The 19,124-nt window shown below is 57.8% G+C and carries 18 protein-coding genes; 6 read left to right on the forward strand and 12 right to left on the reverse strand.

Features of this window, described 5'->3' with window-relative positions:
* The first annotated feature begins 56 nt into the window (after nt 1–56).
* The 4 genes from R2A130_RS04390 to R2A130_RS04405 are packed head-to-tail and all read left to right on the forward strand — an operon-like array spanning nt 57 to nt 4,472.
* Nucleotides 57–1,007 (forward strand): ABC transporter permease, encoded by a 951-nt coding sequence (locus R2A130_RS04390; RefSeq protein ID WP_009757559.1) that lies wholly within the window; start codon nt 57–59, stop codon nt 1,005–1,007.
* Nucleotides 1,004–1,867, forward strand: coding sequence for an ABC transporter permease (locus R2A130_RS04395; RefSeq protein ID WP_009757560.1), 864 nt, complete (start codon nt 1,004–1,006; stop codon nt 1,865–1,867). The genes R2A130_RS04390 and R2A130_RS04395 overlap by 4 nt, the downstream gene beginning before the upstream one ends.
* Nucleotides 1,864–3,477 (forward strand): ABC transporter ATP-binding protein, encoded by a 1,614-nt coding sequence (locus R2A130_RS04400; RefSeq protein WP_009757561.1) that lies wholly within the window; start codon nt 1,864–1,866, stop codon nt 3,475–3,477. Before R2A130_RS04395 ends, R2A130_RS04400 begins: the two co-directional genes overlap by 4 nt.
* Nucleotides 3,474–4,472, forward strand: a complete 999-nt coding sequence (locus tag R2A130_RS04405; RefSeq protein ID WP_009757562.1) for an alpha/beta hydrolase — start codon at nt 3,474–3,476, stop codon at nt 4,470–4,472. Before R2A130_RS04400 ends, R2A130_RS04405 begins: the two co-directional genes overlap by 4 nt.
* On the opposite strand, the gene cbiB is transcribed toward R2A130_RS04405, so the two are convergent.
* From cbiB to cobA, 4 genes are read right to left on the reverse strand one after another with little or no spacing between them, the layout of a single operon-like run.
* On the reverse strand, nt 4,398–5,366 hold the full coding sequence (cbiB, locus tag R2A130_RS04410) for an adenosylcobinamide-phosphate synthase CbiB (RefSeq protein WP_040304628.1): 969 nt from the start codon (nt 5,364–5,366) through the stop codon (nt 4,398–4,400). The genes R2A130_RS04405 and cbiB overlap by 75 nt on opposite strands.
* A 2-nt stretch (nt 5,367–5,368) precedes the next feature.
* A complete protein-coding gene (cobD, locus tag R2A130_RS04415) occupies nt 5,369–6,382 on the reverse strand; it encodes a threonine-phosphate decarboxylase CobD (protein WP_009757563.1) in 1,014 nt (337 codons plus the stop codon).
* Nucleotides 6,379–7,662 carry a cobyrinate a,c-diamide synthase gene (locus R2A130_RS04420; RefSeq protein WP_040304630.1) on the reverse strand — a complete coding sequence of 428 codons (1,284 nt, stop codon included), beginning with the start codon at nt 7,660–7,662 and terminating at the stop codon, nt 6,379–6,381. The genes cobD and R2A130_RS04420 overlap by 4 nt, the downstream gene beginning before the upstream one ends.
* Nucleotides 7,663–7,701: 39 nt before the next feature.
* A complete protein-coding gene (gene cobA, locus R2A130_RS04425) occupies nt 7,702–8,556 on the reverse strand; it encodes a uroporphyrinogen-III C-methyltransferase (protein WP_040304982.1) in 855 nt (284 codons plus the stop codon).
* Between the two features lie 74 nt (nt 8,557–8,630).
* Here cobA and R2A130_RS04430 point away from each other — a divergent pair, with 74 nt between their 5' ends.
* Both R2A130_RS04430 and R2A130_RS04435 read left to right on the forward strand, forming a co-directional pair.
* Complete coding sequence (locus tag R2A130_RS04430; RefSeq protein ID WP_040304984.1) at nt 8,631–9,746, forward strand: cobalt-precorrin-5B (C(1))-methyltransferase; 1,116 nt, start codon at nt 8,631–8,633, stop codon at nt 9,744–9,746.
* Nucleotides 9,736–10,416 (forward strand): cobalt-precorrin-6A reductase, encoded by a 681-nt coding sequence (locus R2A130_RS04435; protein ID WP_009757567.1) that lies wholly within the window; start codon nt 9,736–9,738, stop codon nt 10,414–10,416. Before R2A130_RS04430 ends, R2A130_RS04435 begins: the two co-directional genes overlap by 11 nt.
* Nucleotides 10,417–10,424: 8 nt before the next feature.
* On the opposite strand, the gene R2A130_RS17405 is transcribed toward R2A130_RS04435, so the two are convergent.
* Genes R2A130_RS17405 through R2A130_RS04475 form a run of 8 tightly spaced genes read right to left on the reverse strand, consistent with a single transcriptional unit; the run spans nt 10,425 to nt 18,950 of the window.
* Nucleotides 10,425–11,240: an SDR family oxidoreductase gene (locus R2A130_RS17405; protein ID WP_009757568.1), complete on the reverse strand. Its 816-nt coding sequence runs from the start codon at nt 11,238–11,240 to the stop codon at nt 10,425–10,427.
* A gap of 21 nt (nt 11,241–11,261) precedes the next feature.
* A complete protein-coding gene (cobM, locus tag R2A130_RS04445; protein WP_009757569.1) occupies nt 11,262–12,041 on the reverse strand; it encodes a precorrin-4 C(11)-methyltransferase in 780 nt (259 codons plus the stop codon).
* Nucleotides 12,038–13,861 (reverse strand): precorrin-3B C(17)-methyltransferase, encoded by a 1,824-nt coding sequence (cobJ, locus tag R2A130_RS04450; RefSeq protein WP_040304631.1) that lies wholly within the window; start codon nt 13,859–13,861, stop codon nt 12,038–12,040. Before cobJ ends, cobM begins: the two co-directional genes overlap by 4 nt.
* Nucleotides 13,858–14,586, reverse strand: coding sequence for a precorrin-2 C(20)-methyltransferase (gene cobI / locus R2A130_RS04455; RefSeq protein ID WP_009757571.1), 729 nt, complete (start codon nt 14,584–14,586; stop codon nt 13,858–13,860). Before cobI ends, cobJ begins: the two co-directional genes overlap by 4 nt.
* Nucleotides 14,583–15,803, reverse strand: coding sequence for a bifunctional cobalt-precorrin-7 (C(5))-methyltransferase/cobalt-precorrin-6B (C(15))-methyltransferase (locus tag R2A130_RS04460; RefSeq protein ID WP_009757572.1), 1,221 nt, complete (start codon nt 15,801–15,803; stop codon nt 14,583–14,585). Before R2A130_RS04460 ends, cobI begins: the two co-directional genes overlap by 4 nt.
* Nucleotides 15,803–16,228, reverse strand: coding sequence for a hypothetical protein (locus tag R2A130_RS04465; RefSeq protein WP_009757573.1), 426 nt, complete (start codon nt 16,226–16,228; stop codon nt 15,803–15,805). Before R2A130_RS04465 ends, R2A130_RS04460 begins: the two co-directional genes overlap by 1 nt.
* On the reverse strand, nt 16,228–17,811 hold the full coding sequence (locus R2A130_RS18930; RefSeq protein WP_009757574.1) for a precorrin-8X methylmutase: 1,584 nt from the start codon (nt 17,809–17,811) through the stop codon (nt 16,228–16,230). The genes R2A130_RS04465 and R2A130_RS18930 overlap by 1 nt, the downstream gene beginning before the upstream one ends.
* Nucleotides 17,811–18,950 (reverse strand): sirohydrochlorin chelatase, encoded by a 1,140-nt coding sequence (locus R2A130_RS04475; protein WP_009757575.1) that lies wholly within the window; start codon nt 18,948–18,950, stop codon nt 17,811–17,813. Before R2A130_RS04475 ends, R2A130_RS18930 begins: the two co-directional genes overlap by 1 nt.
* Nucleotides 18,951–19,124: the final 174 nt, after the last annotated feature.

The raw sequence follows: 19,124 nt of genomic DNA on the forward strand, positions 1-19,124 counted from the left end.
AGGCTTGAGAGAGTGTAATTGTGAGCGCGCATCTCCTGCCCTAGTCTCGCCGCCACATGACGTATCTTCTCATCCGCAAGGCCGCATGGGCCATCGCAACCCTCGCGGTCGCGTCGCTATTCGTGTTCCTCACGATGGAAGTGGTACCGGGCGATGCAGCGCAGGTGATGCTGGGCATCAACGCGACCGATGAAGCGGTAGCCGCTCTACGCGAACGGTTGGGCCTCGATCTGCCGCTTTGGCAGCGTTATCTTAGTTGGGTCGGCGGTATGGTGCAGGGCGATTTTGGTACCAGCTATATCTACTCTGAACCGGTGTCGTATCTGGTGGCAGACCGCATCACGGTAAGTCTTCCGCTCGCAATCATCGCGCTGGTTTTATCGACCGCTATAGCGATCCCAATAGGTGTGTGGACGGCATCGCGTCGAGGCTCGATGCTCGACACGGTGGTAATGGGCATCACCCAAGTGGGCATCGCAATTCCGAATTTCTGGTTCGCGCTGTTGATGGTCTATGTCTTCGCCATCGGCCTGCAATGGCTGCCAGCAGGCGGCTTTCCGGGGTGGGATGCAGGCGTGTTTCCAGCGTTGAAAGCACTCGCCATGCCCGCAATTGCATTGGCACTGCCGCAAGCTGCGATCCTCGCCCGCGTCACCCGCTCGGCTCTACTGGAAACCATGGGGCAAGACTATATCCGCACAGCCCGCGCGAAGGGCTTGAGCCGCCGCGCGACACTGTGGGGCCACGCGCTGCGAAACGCACTCATTCCGGTGCTGACGATAATGGGCCTGCAATTCGCCTATCTGCTGGCCGGCACCATCATAATCGAAAACGTGTTCTATCTTCCCGGTCTTGGGCGGCTCGTGTTTCAAGCCATCACCCAGCGCGACATCATCGTGGTTGAAAGCGTGGTCATGATGCTGGTGGCGACGAACATCATCATCAATTTCATCGTCGATCTTCTCTACGCCGTGGTCGATCCGCGCCTGCGGAAGGCGCCTGCATGAGCGTACCGGAAACTCATCGCCTGCCCGGTTTTCGTGAAAGCGCGTTTGCCAGCCGCAGCTTCGTGATCGGCCTGACGGTTACGCTCATCATCTGCGCGATGGCTGCGATTTCGTTCATCTGGACGCCCTACGATGTCACGTCGTTGGCCATCGGCGACCGCCTGCAAAAACCGTCTGCCGCGCACTGGTTCGGCACGGATCATTTTGGCCGCGATATCGCTTCCATGATCATGGTCGGCGCACGCAACTCCATCGCGGTCGCTGTGGTGGCCGTGGTCATCGGCATGGGCATCGGCGTTCCGTTGGGGTGTTGGGCAGCATCACGCGGCGGCCTGCCGGATGAGGCTCTTATGCGCGGCAACGATGTCATCTTCGCCTTCCCGGCCCTGCTGTCTGCCGTGATGATTTCTGCAGTCTTCGGTCCCGGTGCGATCAACGCGATCATCGCCATCGGCATATTCAACATTCCCGTCTTTGCGCGGCTTTCACGTGGCGGAGCGCTGGCCCTGTGGCAACGAGACTTCATCGCCGCCGCCCGTGTGTCCGGCAAATCCTCGGCGCGCATCACGGTGGAACATATCGTTCCGAACATCGCTGATATTCTGATCGTCCAGGCCACCATCGCACTCGCGTTGGGCATCCTTCAGGAGGCAGGCCTCGCCTATGTCGGCCTCGGTACGCAACCGCCCTTCCCCAGTTGGGGCCGCATGTTGAACGAAGCGCAAACGATGATGAGCTTCGCGCCCCATATGGCCATCGCGCCGGGCATTGCCATCGTCGTCACCGTGCTCGGCCTCAACCTTCTGGGCGATGGCCTGCGCGATGCACTCGACCCGAAACTGGCGAGGCTGCGCTCGTGAGCCTAACCATAAACGATCTGCATCTCAGCATCGGCGGCAGCAAAATCCTGAGCGGCATTTCGCTGGAGGCGAAACCGGGGCGTACCCTCGGCATCGTCGGCGAAAGCGGTTCGGGAAAATCCATGACGGCGCTGTCCGTGATGCAGCTTCTACCGCTGGGTTCTCACACCACAGGCAGCATCAATTTCGCAGAACACGACCTCCTGAATGCCCCAGACGAATTGATGCAGGACTTGCGGGGCGACGACATCGCCATGATTTTTCAAGAGCCCATGACGGCATTGAACCCCGTCCACACCATCGGCGATCAAATCGCAGAAGGCATATGCCTGCACACCGGCGCATCAAAAAGCGAAGCGCACCGGCAAGCGGCAAAGCTCATGGCAGACGTAGGGCTTCCGGTTGAGCGGTTCCCGTTGGGTCGTTTTCCGCACCAACTTTCCGGCGGTCAACGCCAGCGTGTCGCCATCGCCATGGCCTGCGCCCAATCGCCCGATCTGCTCATCGCAGACGAGCCCACCACCGCGCTCGATGTCGTCCTGCAGGCACAAATTCTCGATCTTCTGCGCGCCCGCGTAGAAAACAGCGGCATGGCGCTCATGCTTATCACCCACGACCTCGCTGTGGTGGCGGATATGGCGGACGACTTGATCGTCATGCGCGAGGGTGAGATTGTCGACCACGGCCCCACAAAGAGCGTGCTGCGGTCGCTGGCTCATCCCTATACGGCGAAATTGGCAGCAGCTTCGACCCACCGGCCAGCGCTGAAGCCTGCCAATGTTGCGTTGGTTGCTGCGCCCATCGTTCAAGTTCAGAACATCACCCGCGACTACTCCACACCACGCCAAAGCCTGTTCCAAAAGGGCAAACCATTTCGCGCGGTCGATGATGTCAGCTTCAATATTCGCGCGGGCGAAAGCCTCGGTCTCGTTGGTGCGTCAGGCTGCGGAAAATCCACGCTGGCAAAGATGATACTCGCGCTGGACAAACCGACAAACGGCTCGATCCTGATCAATAGCACTGATATTGCCACAGCAGATCAAGCCGCCATGCGGCCCGTACGCTGTGCCGTTCAAGCCGTGTTTCAAGACCCCGGCAGTTCTTTCGATCCACGCCACACGGTAGAACGTCTCATCGCCGAACCGCTTCATCTGGAACCAAAACTGAGCGCGGACGAACGTCGTCAGCGCGTGCTGGATGCTCTTGCAGAAGTCGCCATGCCCGCCGACAGCCTGCACCGCTACCCCCACGAATTTTCTGGCGGGCAGCGGCAGCGTTTGGCGCTGGCCCGTGCGCTCATCACGCGCCCCTCACTGATCGTTGCCGACGAGCCGGTCTCCGCGTTGGACGTTTCAATTCGGGCGCAAATTCTGGATCTGATCGCAGATCTTCGCCACCGCCTTGGTATCGCGTGGTTGTTCATCAGCCATGACCTTGGCGTGGTGCGGGCGATCTGCGATGAAGTGATGGTAATGGATGCGGGGCGTATCGTCGAACGTGGGGCTTGCAACAGCGTTTTCGACGCGCCGCAAAGCAATGCTGCCAAGGCTCTGGTGGCAGCCACTCCTGATCTAGCCCGAGCTATAGCCCTAGCGGAGAACGACGCATGACCAGACCAGATTACGCAGCCGAATACGACAATTCAGGCCGCGTCGAAAACTCTGCAGAGCTCATCGACGCCTATATCGAAGACGCTGCAAACTTCCGCGCGACCAAAGGTTTAGACGCCGAATACGACCTCGCCTACGGCCCTGAGACCCGCAACAAAATGGACCTGTTTTGGCCGGACGATGAAGTGGGCAATGCGCGAACGTCGCCCATTGTTGTCTTCATCCACGGTGGCTACTGGCAGCGGCTGGACCGCTCGGCCTTCAGCCATATGGCGGAAGGTCTTTTGGGCAATGGAATGGCTGTCGCTCTGCCTTCCTACACGCTTGCACCGGACATTACGATTTCCGGCATCATAAACGAAATGCGCCGCGCATGCCTCGTTCTTTATCAAACCTACAAACGTCCACTCACCGTCACCGGCCATTCCGCAGGCGGACATTTAGCGGCCTGTATGTTGGCTACCGACTGGCCGGGCATTCACCCCGATCTACCGGAAGACCTCGTGCAATCCGCCATGGGAATCTCCGGTCTCTACGACCTCGCTCCATTGTTGCAAACGCCGATAAACGACGCGCTTGGAATGGATATCGAGAGCGCACGCGCCTCTAGCCCGCTGGATTGGATGCCACCTCCGCTGCACCGGTTTCAGGCTTGGGTTGGGGATAAAGAAAGCGATGAATACCATCGTCAGAGCAGGGCAATTACTCGGCGGTGGTCGATGCTTGGCACGTCTTGCGAGACAAAAATTCTCGACAACGCAAACCACTTCACGATCATAGATAAGCTGAGGAAACCCGACAGTAAAATGGTGAAGCGCATCGTCGATCTGGTGGAGAACCCCGTCATGCAGATCGACTTCGAAGACGATGAGACTGCAATCGCACAAGTGCTGGCGAACGGCCCGGTTCAGCCTCGACCGCTAGCTGAGCAGGACAGTGAGACAGACAAGGATGACGGCGCCAAGAATCAAAAAGGCGCAACGCCACAAGAGTGAAATCGCGCGCCTGATCTCGCCTACACCAAATGAGCGCAGCCCCTGCGGGTTCAAATATGGCGCATCGACAGGTCCGTCATGGTAGATGCGAGGTCCGCCGAGCGCGATGCCAAGGCTTGCGGCGAACGCAGCCTCAGGCCAACCGGCATTGGGCGAGCGGTGGGTGCGGGCATCACGCAATGTGACCTTCCAAATATCTTGGACGGAAGCTGAAGCAGTCCCCAACAATGAGACAAAAAACACCAAGAGCGCGGACAGTCTTGCTACAGGCCAATTGAGCAAGTCGTCCAAAATGGCAGCAGGCTTTCCAAACCATTCATGACGAGGATCGCGATGTCCGATCATCGAGTCTGCAGTGTTCACCGCCTTATAAAATACGATGCCGGGAAGGCCCAGAATTGCGTACCAAAGGATTGGAGCAACAACACCGTCTGAAAAATTCTCGGCGCAGCTTTCGATGGCCGCAGCCGCCACGCCGGTCTCATCCAGTTTCTCGACATCGCGCCCGACAATCATTGCAACGGCAATGCGTCCACCGGTCAGACCGTTATTTTGCAAACCATCAGCCACCGCCGCAACGTGGTCTGAAAGGCTCTTCTGCGCGATCAGCACCGCGACAATCAGCAGTTCGAAACACCAGCCAAAAATGGGAAAAACCGCTTGAATTGTGGTGACCAAAAGCCAGATCAGAAATGCGATCACGGCAAGAACAAGCAATAACCAAGCGCCTACAGCGAACTGAAAAGTGACGGACCGGAACAAACGATGTTGAACGTCATCAACCCAGCCGATCAACTTACCAATCCAGACAACAGGATGGGGCGCACGACGCCACAACCAATCGGGGTCGCCCACCGCCATGTCGAGCGCAATGGCGCAGGCAAGTAGAAGCATAACTACACCGCTACCGAACCAGGAGCTCCATCCAGCGCCTTTGCCAGACGTTTCAATGCGGGCAGCGAACCCGGCAAACCGAAACGCACCCAATCAGGTTTGGCAGAAAACTGACGCACCAGAATGCGATGTCCAGCCAAGTGCTCGGCAAGCGCTTTGGACTGCGAAGTTTCCACCAGCACGAATAAATTTGTACCGCCAAGTAGCCTGAAGCTGCGCTCTTTCAACGTCGCTTCAAGGTCGTCACGGTCAGCCTTCAATTTGCGGCGCATACGCGTGCGCCATGTCCGGTCGGACAGCGCGCGAGCAGCCAAATCAAGCGCTGGGCCGGATACCGACCACGGGCCGAGCGTTTCGTCCAACTTGTCTGTGAGAGCAGGTGCGCCAATTGCAGCACCAAAGCGCACACCAGCCAGACCGTAAAATTTTCCCAAGGAGCGAAGAACTACCAGCCCGTCAAATCCGGTTTGCGGCGCAACGCTTAAGTCTGGTGCAACATCACCAAAACTCTCATCAACCACCAGCAAACCACCCTTGCTGCCAAGGCTGCGACCAAGAGCTGCCAACTCATCGGGGTCGTATTGCCGGCCATCGGGATTGTTTGGGTTCACGACAATTATGATCCGCGCTGTCGCCTTCGCACTTTCCAATCCATCGGTAATGAGAACATTGTGCCCTGCCCGCTTCCAGCAATGGGCGTGCTCCTGATAGGTGAAACCAACGATAGCAACCGGTTGAGGCTTGAACAGCGTAGGCAGTTGCTGGATGTGCATCTGCGTGCCTGGCGCAAGTGAAATCCCGGCCTGTTGCGGCGCTTCGCAGGAATGGCGTTGAGCCTCCACCGCGGCTGTCCAACGCGCAGTATCCGGTAGACGCGCCCAAGCGTCGGGATGCACTTCTCCAACAAGATAACCGCGTGGGTTTATGCCGGTTGAAAGATCCAACCACTGCTTTGCTGTACCGCCATGCTTCGCGATTGCAGCGTCAAGCCGTCCGCCATGTTCAAGCGCCTTCATGCAGCCTCCGGTCGCAAATCGATCATGTGCAGATAGGAACCGGAGACGCTGCCCCGTTGCAACCCTAGCTGGCCTAAATCCTGTCCCAAAGCATCACTTGCTGCAAAAAGCGGTCTATCATTTTCCTGCGCCACAACAGTGGAATAGTGAAACTCGTGCCCCGCTAAAACACTACCCGCTGGTATCGGTCCAAGCTGCGACAGAAGCCGCGCGTTGCGGTAACCGAGCGATAGTTTTCGTTCGGCAAAGCTGGTCGTGACGGGCAACAAACCGGCCATTTGATGCGGGGCGCCATCCGCATCAATCAAGGCTTCTCCCAAAACCATATAGCCTCCGCACTCGCCATAAATGATTGCAGACCGAGCAGCTGCTTGATTAAGCGAAGGATGAAATTTGGAAGCGTTAGACAATCTCTGTGCATGCAACTCAGGATATCCACCCGGTAGAAAAACGGCATCGACGTGGTTTGGCACCGCCTCATCGGCGAGCGGCGAGAAGAATTGAAGCTCTGCGCCCTGCTCGCGCCAGCTTTCCAGCATGTGCGGATAGACGAATGAGAAAGCCTCATCGCGCGCGATTGCAATGCGTTGTCCAAGCGGCGGAATTGACGTTTTCTCGTACAGACCTTTGAAATCACGTCCTAAATTATCCAAAGCATTCATATTTACAGAATTGCCGACGATTTCTCCGGAATTCTGCATAAATTTCTCAAGATCAGACCGTTCTTGCGCTTGAACCAACCCCAAATGCCGAGACGGTAATTCGAGCCGGTTATCACGTTTGATGCTGCCGAAAACAGGCATTTCGATTTGCGCCAGCGCCGCTCGCAACATCGAATCGTGGCGATCACTACCCACCCGATTGAGAATGACGCCCGCAATCTGAACATCACTTCTGAAGTTCACAAATCCCGACACCAGCGCAGCGATGGATTGCGATTGACGCGCCGCATCCACCACCAGCACCACCGGTAAACCAAGCTGAATCGAAAGATCGGCAGCGCTGCCGGAACCGTCCGCCGCGCCATCAAACAATCCCATCGCAGCTTCCACCACGAGCGTTCCATCGCCTGATGCCAAGCCTTTGATCAACTCGGACCGCATCGCCCAGCTATCGAGATTGACGCTCGCATGTCCGCAAGCTGCTTCGTGGAACTTAGGATCGATATAGTCAGGACCAGACTTTGCCCCGCGAACGGCGAAACCGGCATTTCGCATCGCTCGCAAAAGTCCCAGCGTCACGATGGTTTTGCCACTGCCGGAAGACGGTGCAGCGATCATGAAACCTCGTTGGAAGTTCACGACGAGCCCATTGCAGGCTTAGGCGCTTTCAGCGCGGCCACGCATGTCGAGCGGGTCGCTGGTGAGTACCTTGCCATCCAGCGCACCCATCCAATCCAACGCGGCGCGCATGCGCACCACTTCGCCAATGACGACGATGGCGGGCGGGGCAAGACCAAGTTCTTTAAGGCGTACCAACCCATCGGCGGTGGCAACCTCAGCCAGTGTCGTTTCGTGTACCTGCATGGCGTCGGTGGCGGCATTGCATACTAGCGCCAGCGGCTCTTGCGGTGAGCGGCCTGCGGCCATCAGTCGGCATGCAATCGCATCAAGATGTTTCATCGCCATGTACATCACGATCACCGGAGAGCCTTTTGCAACGCTCGTCCAGTCGATTGCATCAGGCACCACACCGCCAGCATCGTGGCCGGTCAAAAACGTAACGGCCTGATTGGTATCGCGGTGGGTTACGGGAATGCCCGCATAGGCAAGGCCACCGATTCCCGCAGTGATACCCGGCACGATGCGGAAGGGAACATCGTGCTCCACCAACGTTAGCGCTTCTTCACCACCGCGCCCAAAGACGAAAGGGTCGCCTCCCTTCAAGCGGCAGACGCGCTTACCCGCACGGGCCAATTCGACTAGCTTCAACGAAATATCACGCTGCTTTGGTGAAGGCTTGCCCCCACGTTTTCCTGCGTATTCGCGCTGGGCATTCGGTGCTGCCAGATCGAGGATCGCTTCGTTTACCAGCGCATCATAGACGATCACATCCGCCTGCCGCAGCGCGTTGACCGCGTGCATAGTTAGCAGCCCGGGATCACCCGGCCCGGCACCCACCAGCCACACGTGGCCGGCTTCTAAAATCGGCAAATTTGCGAACCCCTCAGTCATAGCGCGATAATGCACCGGAAGGCAGAATGAAACCAGCGCTTTTGCGCACCATTTATGTCGCCTATAGGTCAGGCATGGCGCGCGACAAACCCAGTTCCGATACCCCTTTAAAACGCGGCTGGACCACGGGTGCGTGCGCGACCGCTGCAACTAAAGCAGCGCTGACAGCGCTGATCACCGCCGAGTTTCCCGATCCCGTGACGATCACCCTACCAAAGGGCGAAACACCAGCTTTTCCGCTGTGTTACGAAAGCCTCAACGAGGCAGGCGCTAGCGCGGGGATCGTGAAGGATGCAGGCGACGATCCAGACGTCACCCACGGCGCCACTATCATCTCAACAGTGCGCCCGCTGCCTGAAGGATCAGGTGTCGTCTTTTGCGCGGGCGAAGGTGTGGGCATGGTCACCAAAGCAGGCCTGCCCATCCCGCCCGGAGAACCGGCAATCAACCCGGTTCCACGCCAAATGATGCGCGATGTCGTGGCCGAACTTTGCGGTGATCATCTGATGTCGCCCGATCTCGAAATCACGATCTCCGTCCCCGACGGTGCTGCGATGGCAGAAAAAACATGGAACGGCAGGCTCGGTATCGTCGGGGGACTTTCCATTCTTGGAACCACCGGCATCGTGCATCCGTTTTCTTGCGCCGCTTGGATTCACTCTATCCACCGCGGCATAGATGTCGCGCGCGAAGCCGGTTACGAACGAGTTATTGCAGCGACAGGTTCAACGTCGGAAGACGCCGCACAGCGCATCTACGAATTGCCCGAAACAGCACTTTTAGACATGGGTGACTTTGCCGGCGGATTGCTGAAATATTTGCGCGTACATCCAGTTCCTGCGATCACGTTAGCGGGCGGTTTTGCGAAGTTCACTAAGCTTGCACAGGGCGCGTTGGATCTCCATTCCGGCCGCAGCCAAGTGGATTTTATGTGGCTTGCCGGTCGGGTGGACCGCCTGATCGAAGACATGCCCAGCCTTGCGATGAAGAAAATTATCCGCGACCAAATTCTAGGCGCAAACACGGCAGCCGAAGTGCTGACCATGGCGCAATCAATGGAAATCGACCTGCCAAAAGATGTCGCTCGTGAAGCTTTGACAATCGTAAAGGGTATCTTGCGCGGCGCAGCAGTTGATGTGGAAGTTCTTATCGTCGACCGACAGGGCGAGGTCATTGCCCGTGAGCGCTGACCGTATCCTGCTGTTAGGCGGAACGCGCGAAGCTGTAGCGTTGGCCGCGAAACTGGTGGCGGAAGGCCATGACGTCACGACATCGCTTGCCGGACGAACGAAGGAACCGCGAGAGGTGAAAGGTAAGTTGCGCGTCGGTGGTTTTGGCGGCGCAAATGGGCTGGCTCAATGGATCGCGGAGAACCATATCACCCGCCTGATCGATGCCACGCATCCCTTTGCGGAGACTATAAGCCGCAATGCGTCCCTGGCAGCAAAGGCGACGGGCGTCGTGTTCGAACGAAATCAGCGGCAAATATGGCAGCCGGTTGAAGGTGATGTTTGGCACTCCGTGGCCGACTTGAAGTCTGCAGCTGCAAATTTACGTGCCGGAAGCACGGTTCTGTTGGCACTTGGATCGCAATATCTGGAGGCATTCGAAAATCGAACCAACGTTCGTTTCATAATCAGGATGATCGACCCACCTGTGCATGATCTCGCATTTGCAGATTTCAAGCTGGTGCTGTCTCGCCCGTCTGCTGAGGCAGAAATTGAAGAGGCATTTCTGAAGGCAAACAATGTCGACACCATCGTTTGCCGCAACTCCGGCGGCGCCGGTGCTTACGCCAAAATTGAGGCCGCCCGATTGTTAAACATTCCTGTCGTCATGGTGAAACGGCCGAAAAGCTAACGAAGCTTTTAGCTCGGCAGACCTGCGGCTTTTAGCAACGCAGACAGATTGCCCTGCCCTTCCGCACTTCGCCAAACGGCCTTGGCGTCTTTAAAAACCTTACCCTTTTGAATGACCGAACCGGTCGGAGGGTTGTTCTCCAGCAGATAGGCAAAGCATCGCCGCGCTGCACGCTCCGGAGTTGATGCGATAATTTTGGACGCCCAGCGCAAAGTCGACGGCATGTGGGAGTTACCAGCTGTCATGTCAGTCTTCACAAATCCAGGCTCTGTCGAGTAAATACGCAACGCCGAAAACTCTTCCGCAAGGCGTACAACAGCAGCATTGGCCGCCGCTTTCGACACCGCATAATGCCCAAATAGCGATGAGCCATCCGGTTCAGCCAAAGAGGCATAGTCATGCGCCCGCGCCATGTTGGCGGCTGATGACGACACAACAGTAACAACCGGATCGCTGGATGTTTTTGCCATGTGAGATGCCAGCGCACGGGTTAACACCATTGGCGCGATAACATTAACCTCGCCGTGCAGCCCGACACCGTGTCCACCTTTGGCTGTGCTGGTGGTCAAAATTCCAGCATTGTGGATGATCCAATCCAGAGGTCCGGCAGCAATCGCCTGTTCAGCCAGAGCCTGAATTTCATCCGGCTTGGTGAGATCGCCCCAAACAGCTGTGCGGCCATAGTTACCCACCAGCTTTTCAGCACGTGCACGGTCGCGAACGTGGACGAGGGCATAAAACCCTTTGTCCTCGAGATACTCGATCAACGCGAGGCCGATACCGCCCGCAGCGCCAGTAATGAGAACCCGTTTTTTGTCAGCCATCGTACCCTCGTTTATCGCAGCCTAAGCAGCCTCACGCTTCTTTTTGCCGCGGTTCCGCAGCACGTGGGAGTAGTCTTTGTTGTAGAGGTCGCTGTCACGAAACTCCACATCGCCCAGCACCGGACCGACCATGATGAGTGCCGTGCGGGTGATCTTGGCCTCGCGCACCGCCTCTTTCATTCCCGCCAGCGTAGTGCGGATATAAAGTTCATCCGGCCACGTCGCGCGATAGGCGATGACCACCGGGCAGTCTGCGCCGTAATATGGCTCCAGCGCTTCGCGTACGTAAACAAGATTGCGGATCGACAGATGAATGGCCAGCGTTGCGCCGGATTTGCCCAGCACCTCCAACTGCTCACCTTCCGGCATGGAAGATGCCTTCATTCCGGTGCGGGTAACGATAACCGTCTGCGCGATTTCGGGCAGCGTAAGCTCCGTTTTCATCGCAGCAGCCGCAGCAGCAAATGCGGGGACGCCGGGCACAACTTCATAAGGAATATCCAGCGCATCCAAGCGCCGCATCTGTTCCGCCGTCGCGCCGTAGATCGACGGGTCGCCGGAATGAACACGGGCAACGTCGTGACCGGCTTCATGTGCCTTGCGGGTCTCTTCTATGATCGCATCCAGATGCATGGGCGCGGTATCCATCACCAACGCATCAGCAGGCGCAGCGGCCACGATTTCCTCAGGCACGAGCGAACCTGCGTAAAGGCAAACCGGACAGTTCTCGATAAGCCGCAATCCGCGCACTGTGATGAGGTCCGGCGCGCCGGGGCCAGCGCCGATGAAATAAACGGTCATGCTGCATTTCCTATGCGGGAGGTATCCTTGGCGGCGTAACCGCGCGGTGTGTAAACGTAGCTTTTGCCATCGCCGGTTTTCACGACACGGCTGTCGCTCGACCCGACGATGACGACGGTGAGCATATCAACATCATCCACCAGCAATTCACCCAGTGGTACAATACGAACAAGTTCACCCTCACGCCCAAGATTGGTCGCCAGAACGACAGGCGCATGATGACCCCGCTGCTCCAGCAAAACATCCCGCGCCCACGCCAGTTGCGTGCGACGGCGGCGGGAAACGGGATTGTAGAATGCGATAACGAAGTCGCCATCAGCCGCGGCACGCACACGCTTCTGGATCATCTCCCAAGGGGTAAGAAGATCCGACAATGAAATCGTGCAGAAATCATGCCCCAGCGGCGCACCAGCACGAGCAGCTGCAGCTTGCAGAGCGGAAATTCCGGGCGAGACCTGCACTTCGATACGATTGGCCGCGTCCGACAAATCGCCATCATCCATCAGCTCGAACACCAGTGTCGCCATGGCGTAGATGCCCGCATCGCCGGAGCAGACCAGCGCCACATCCTTGCCCTGCCCCGCCAATTCCATCGCATGGCGAACGCGGTCCTCTTCCGCACCAAGGTCGAAGTCGTGGCGGGTCTTGCCTTCAGTCAGCGGTCCAAGCAGATCGAGATAAAGAGAATAGGCCACCAAATCGGTTGCCTGCGACACCATTGATGTCACTTCGGGCGAACGCCAATCGTCTTTGCCGGGGCCAATGCCCACGACGAACAACTTGCCCCTTGAACGCGCTTCTGCCTGTTCGATATCCATGACATTTCCCCTTGCCAGCGCGGCCGTTGCGCGGGCTGATTTGATTTTCGGCAAGATCAATTCACCACCCTGCCCGACGCTCGCCAGCGCTGCGCCTTCGGACACACCATGGCAACCCACTTCAGCGAAAACCACGTCGGAAGGATGCACCAAACGCGGCGTTTCCTGTTCCAACCGTTCCACAGAAAACAGCTTGAGCGGCAAGTTCCATTCAACAGCAAGGTCGTTCAACGCAGCTTCATCTGCCTTCAGGTCGATGGTCGCCAAGCAAGCGAGGGCATCGCGATGTAGGTTGGCCTGTTCAAGCGCATCAAGCGCCAGCGAACGAACCTGATCCAGAGGCGCACCACGCTCACAACCAAGGCCAAGAACATGGTCTGCCCGCCGATAGATAAGCTGGTGCGGCATAGCTTCGAACGCGCGTTTATCGAACGTCAGGCGCACTGGTGCGTTGTCGCTGAAAGTAAGATCACCTTCGCGGACCCAATCAGCATCCATGGCCAGCTCACCGTCCACGGAAACCGCTTGTCCGGCCAGACAAGCCGCCATCACGTCCTTCGCCTGCTCAGGATTGGACAGCACCCACGGTTTCGGTGGGCAATCCAGGGCAAGGCCGAAACGCAAATCACCAGCAGTGGTAATCGCAGCGTGGCCGTTCAATTTTTCAGCCAGCACCCGCGCCATCTGGTTTGCCCCATGGTGACCGCCCAACAGCGGCACGACGCTCGACCCGTCTTCTGCAACGGCGATCACCGGAGGGTCGGTTTGTTTTTCACCGATGACAGGCGCCAGCAATCGCACCACCGCCCCCGTCGCCATAACAGCAATGATGCAATGCCCGTCGCGAAAGAGATGCTGAAGATGCTGCTTCGTTTGCGAGAACGATACATCAGCGTTGCTCACACGACCTTCCAGTCCGTGGACACGTGCACCCGTTGCCTCACGCAAAGCAGACAAGACAGGCGCATCGGTCAACGCAACAATCACGGGTCTTGCACTCACGCGCTCGCAACCGGCAATCTGGTGATCCAGTCTTCAGCTCCGCGATAAAGCAGAATGATCGAAAAATACGGCGCGGCGCCCTCAGGCACATCGGACAACGGCGTGATCCGTTCGGCAGGTAGAGTGACCCGTTCGAGATAAGCCGCCTGCCCGGTCAAACCTGCCTCGGCAATCAACCCGCACAGACGTTCCAGATGGCGACCGACCTTGATGAAAGCTAAGGCGTCACCGCTCTGCAAATGCCCACGAATGGTATCGTCATCACTCGGCCCGGGAACCACGGTGAGCACATCATTGCGCGCAGCGAGGGGACGTCCCAACCGCGCAGCCGATGCCATCAACGAAGAAACCCCCGGCACAGTTTGCACCGGATAACGACCGGCCAATCGTTCATAGAGATACATGAACGAGCCATAGAAGAACGGATCACCCTCGCAGAGCACCGCGACATCACGACCTGAATCAAGATGCGATGCGATTCCAAGAGCCGCTTGATCGTAAACATCTTTTGCCGGAAACCGCTCCACCCGCATGGGAACGATTATAGGAAATTCCACCTGATCATTGTGCAGGAATTCCGCCACGATGGAACGCGCGAAACTCACGCCATCATCCGGCGCTGGGTAAGCAACAACAGGAGATGACGTGAGAATGCGATGAGACTTCAGCGTCAGCAATTCAGGATCACCCGGACCGACACCCAAGCCGTAAAGAGTGCCGGTCATTCGTCTTCTCCCATAGGTTTGACGACGCACCACTGTGTCACCGGCATGGAGGCGCGCCAGCCGCGATATGGGCCGACAGCTTCCGCTTTCTGCACAGCAATTCGAGCCATCTCGCCACCGTGTTCGCGGTGAAGATCGGCCAATCGGCTTTCGGTTTCCAGCGTCACGCCATTAGCAACCAAACGTCCGCCGGGGCGAAGCGCCGACCATGCAGCTTCAAACACTCCGGGCGTGGTAGCTCCACCGCCAATGAACACGGCATCCGGTGGGGGAAGTTCGGCACAGACGGCGGGCGCTTTGCCTTCGACCACGATAATTTTCTCGGTTCCCAATGCGACGGAATTGGTGACGATCATCGCACGACGTTCCGCTTTTGGTTCGACCGCATACGCCACCGCACCACGCGCGGCGCGCATCCATTCGACACTCACCGACCCGCACCCTGCACCAATGTCCCACAACATCGCGTCCGGATATGGCGCAAGTTTAGCCAGCGTAACGGCGCGCACATCCTGCTTGGTCATCTGTCCGTCATGCTCGAAAGCGTCATCCGGCAGACCGCCGCCACGCGGATACCAGCGGGCATCCGGCCCAGCCACACATTCGATCGCGAGCGTGTGGAAGTCCGGCACATCGTGCGCCCAATCCACTGCCAGGCCATCAAAGCGCTGTTCCGCTTCCCCACCTAATGCCGCAAGTGCCGTCATGCGGCTCTCGCCAAAGCCCCATTCATTCAACAAAGCCGCCACCGTGGCGGGCGTCGTTCGATCTTTTGTCAAAAGCAGAATGCGAATGTTAGGGGCAAGGTGAGGTAGCAACTGGCTGGCAGCTCGACCGTGAACGGTCGCAGTCTCACAATCCGCAATGCTCCACCCCATCCGCGCAGCAGCCCATTGAAAAGCGGAAAGCTGCGGATGAAAGCGGATTTCGTCTGCCGGAATAGCTTTCGTGATACGTGCACCGACGGAATACCAAAGCGGATCGCCCGTCACCAGAATAACCGGCTTGCGGTCGCTCTGCGCGCGGATCGTGTCGATCATCGCATTGAACGGCGACGGCCAACGCATCCGTTCTGCCGTAACGTTGGCCGCAAGTTCGTGATGACGATCACCGCCAATGATGACCTCGGCTTCCTCCAGCGCGCGCCGCGCAGATTCAGCCAGTCCGGCGATACCGTCCTCGCCGATGCCGATGATATGCAACCAAGGCGCAACCATCAAAACACCGTCAGCAGTGCCAACAATGCGATGGCAAAACCGAGATTGGCCATCGATGCGAAGATGAGAAACCAGACCGGGCCGATGACACCCCAGCGGGCCGAACGGTGTTCAAGGCTCCACCAAGTCTGGAACAGAAATCCGGCGATCATCAGCATCGGTTCGGTCCGCAACGCCACAGCTGCCAAAACGAAAGTCGCTGTAGCGGCAGCAATATCTGCATAAGCGCGGCTTTTGCTGGTGGGGTTTCCGATTGCGATGCCGAGCCAAAGCGCAGCCATGACGCATAGGTTGATTGCGAAAGCAGGCTCTACGGCATCGGCCCCCGGCGCGCGCATCAACAGCCCGATCAGCAAACCGAAGGACAGGCCGTACCAGCCGTTCGCCATCACCTTCATCGACAGTCCATCTGTCTCATTCGACATCAGTTCAAGCCTCCCGCAAGTGCGTTGACGACAGCACCTGCCATGGCCGAGCCACCGCGTTTTCCGTGCACAGTGATGAAGGGATGGCCTGACTCAGCCAACGCCTGCTTGGACTCCGCAGCGCCAACAAAGCCCACCGGAATGCCGATGATGAGGATCGGCTTCTCGCCGGTTTCTTTCAGCCGTTCCAGCAGGCGAAACAGAGCCGTGGGCGCATTGCCGATAGCGACCACGCCACCGTGCAAATCTTCGCCCCAGAAATCCACCGCTGCTGCAGACCGCGTGTTGGAAATGGTGCGGGCATGTTCCTCGACACCAGTGTCGTTGAGCGTGCAGACCAACGGATTGAGGGACGGCAGATTCTTCGCGATAATCGCGTTTCGAACCATCTCGACATCGCAATACACGTTAGCCCCACGTTGCAGCGCAACCTTTCCAGCAGCCGCTGCGCCTTTCGACCAATCAAGGTCTTCCACGATATCCGGAATGCCGCATGAGTGGATGAGCCGGGTCGCCACGGTCCTCATATTCCCGGACAGTTTCGCCAGTCGCTCGTCCTGCTGAACCTCTTCGAATGATGCGCGATAAATGGCAGCCGGACCGGACACATAGTCCATTGATCGCTGTGCGACATGCACCGGCTGCGGGCGGTTCGCAGATTGTCGCATGGCAGGCACGATGCCCGCTTTGTCAGGGTCGGCAAGACCTGTCGATGCGCCGACAATCCAGCCTTCTTCAGCCAGCACGATCTTACGGTCATCATCGCTCAAAGATGATGGGCAAGCGAGGTGTTCAGCAAATCCATCGCGGCTATCGAGACCAGCGAAACGGCTGCACAGCGTCCGAACCTGAATTGCATCCTTCGGCAAACCGCTTTCCGCCCGCGCAGCCATGAGCGAAGGATAGACCTCGGTTATGAGAACGGGCGCTTCCAATTTTTCAGCAAAATCCGTCTCGAACGGCCAGACCGCAACCTTAGACCCGTACCGCGCCCGCAAGGCAGCAAGTCGTGCAATGCCAAGCAAAGTCTGGCTCCCAACGGACCCCGTATAAGCAAGTTTCCAAACGGGTTGAGCGCGTGGCACGCGTTGCTCCACCAGCCTTTTTTCAGGCAGCGCATCGTAGCTTGGGCGTTTCGGCCCTAGGCCCGGATATCGACCGTTGTGCCCGTTGGGCAGCCCCCAGAACGGACCTTGGAGATCATCGAAAGTCTCACGATTGAGCCGCGCGGCTAAATCGAACCTGTTCGACTTGTTCGTGTCATCGTCTTCAACTTGAGCCGCGAGATGGTTCCAGACCTTATCCCAACGTCCTTGGCCCGTCATACGTTTGGCGCCGCCACGCGGGTATCCGAAGGCGAAGTCGAGCCCGATGCACAGCCGCTTGTCAGCCGCCAGCGCCTCGTCGATCATCTCGTATAACCGCGTCATTGCCTGATCGCGGGTGGAAATGTTTTCCAGCGCGGTCTCGCTCACCTGCCCCTTGGCGATTTCCATCGCGCACAGCCAGATGGAATCCCGCCCACGCTTCGGCGTGTTGGCCGCAGACCAGTCGACAATCACATGGCGGTCGTAGAGAGGCATCAGTCCTTTTTCAGGTTCGGGCTGGTGCGGGTCATGCTGTTGGGCCCCAGAGGATGGTCAGCGTGGGGGTACGGGTGGTGGTGGTGCCCGTCATCATGGGAGTGCGAATGGTCGTGGCTATGCCCGTCGCCATGGGTGTGATCATGTGCATGATCGTGAGAATGCAATGGCGTCCATTTCAAGCCGTGCTCCTTGCAGAACTGCTCATCGCGGCAAGACGCATCGCAATCCCCCTTACAGGGACAATTTTCCAACCCGCCGCCAATACCTTCGACGTGGTGGTGATGGCTTTCCTGCGCCAAGCCAACCTGATCTTCAAAGCCCAGAACCTGCTCGCGATATTTGCACATCTGGCAGTTCATCACGTTCTGTCCGGCCTCGATCTCGTTCACCCGGTCAACAAATGTCGAAAGCACGAGTTCGTGGCTTCCAAGATAACCAGCCTTCAGAAATTCGATGTCGGCATGCCGAGCCGCAACTTCATCGGTAAACCCGTAGATGCGCTTGATGAGCACGCCGGTGAACAGAAAATACGGGAAGACGATGATGCGCCGGTAGCCCAGCTTTGCCGCATGTTCGAGGCCAGGCTCCACCAGTGGGAACGTCACGCCGGAATAGCAAACCTCGCCCCAGCCAAAGCCAAAGCCTTCCCACAACATCCGCATGATTTTATTGATGTTAGAGTTCGCGTCCGGATCAGAAGACCCGCGACCAACCACCATCAGCATGGTCTCCGTCAGCGGAACCTCACTGTCGGCAGCATCGATCGCTTCTTGAATTCGGGCAGCAGCTGCGCGGATCATTTTCAGATCAACACCCAGCTCACGGCCGTAAATCACTTCCATGCCCGGATTCTGCGCCTGATATGTGTTCAGCACAGAGGGAATGTCGTTCTTCGCATGGCCTGCAGCAAACAGCATGCCCGGCACCGCCAGCACCTTGGTGCAGCCTGCATCACGCAGCTTATCGAGGCCGTGGGAAATGACGGGATTGGCGAATTCGAGATAGCCGTATTCCACTGGCACATCGCCGAACCGACCTTTCAGCCCTTCGGATACGGTGGAGAATTCTTTCATAGCATTCTGGTTGCGGCTACCGTGGCCACAAATCATTACGCCGATTTTTTCTTGAACAGTCATTTGGCTTACGCTCCCTTGCGATCATCTCGTGTCGAAGGGGCAAGCGCCGGATCGAGACCGGCAACTTCTGCGACAGCTTCCGTTCTGGCCCCCTATTTGGGTCAGCCGCACGAAAATTGCTTTCAGCCCCAAATCCATTTCTGGGGGGCACCATCGAACTTATCGTCTTGGTAT

The sequence above is a fragment of the Ahrensia sp. R2A130 genome (genome assembly GCF_000179775.1).
GTDB lineage: Bacteria > Pseudomonadota > Alphaproteobacteria > Rhizobiales > Rhizobiaceae > Pseudahrensia.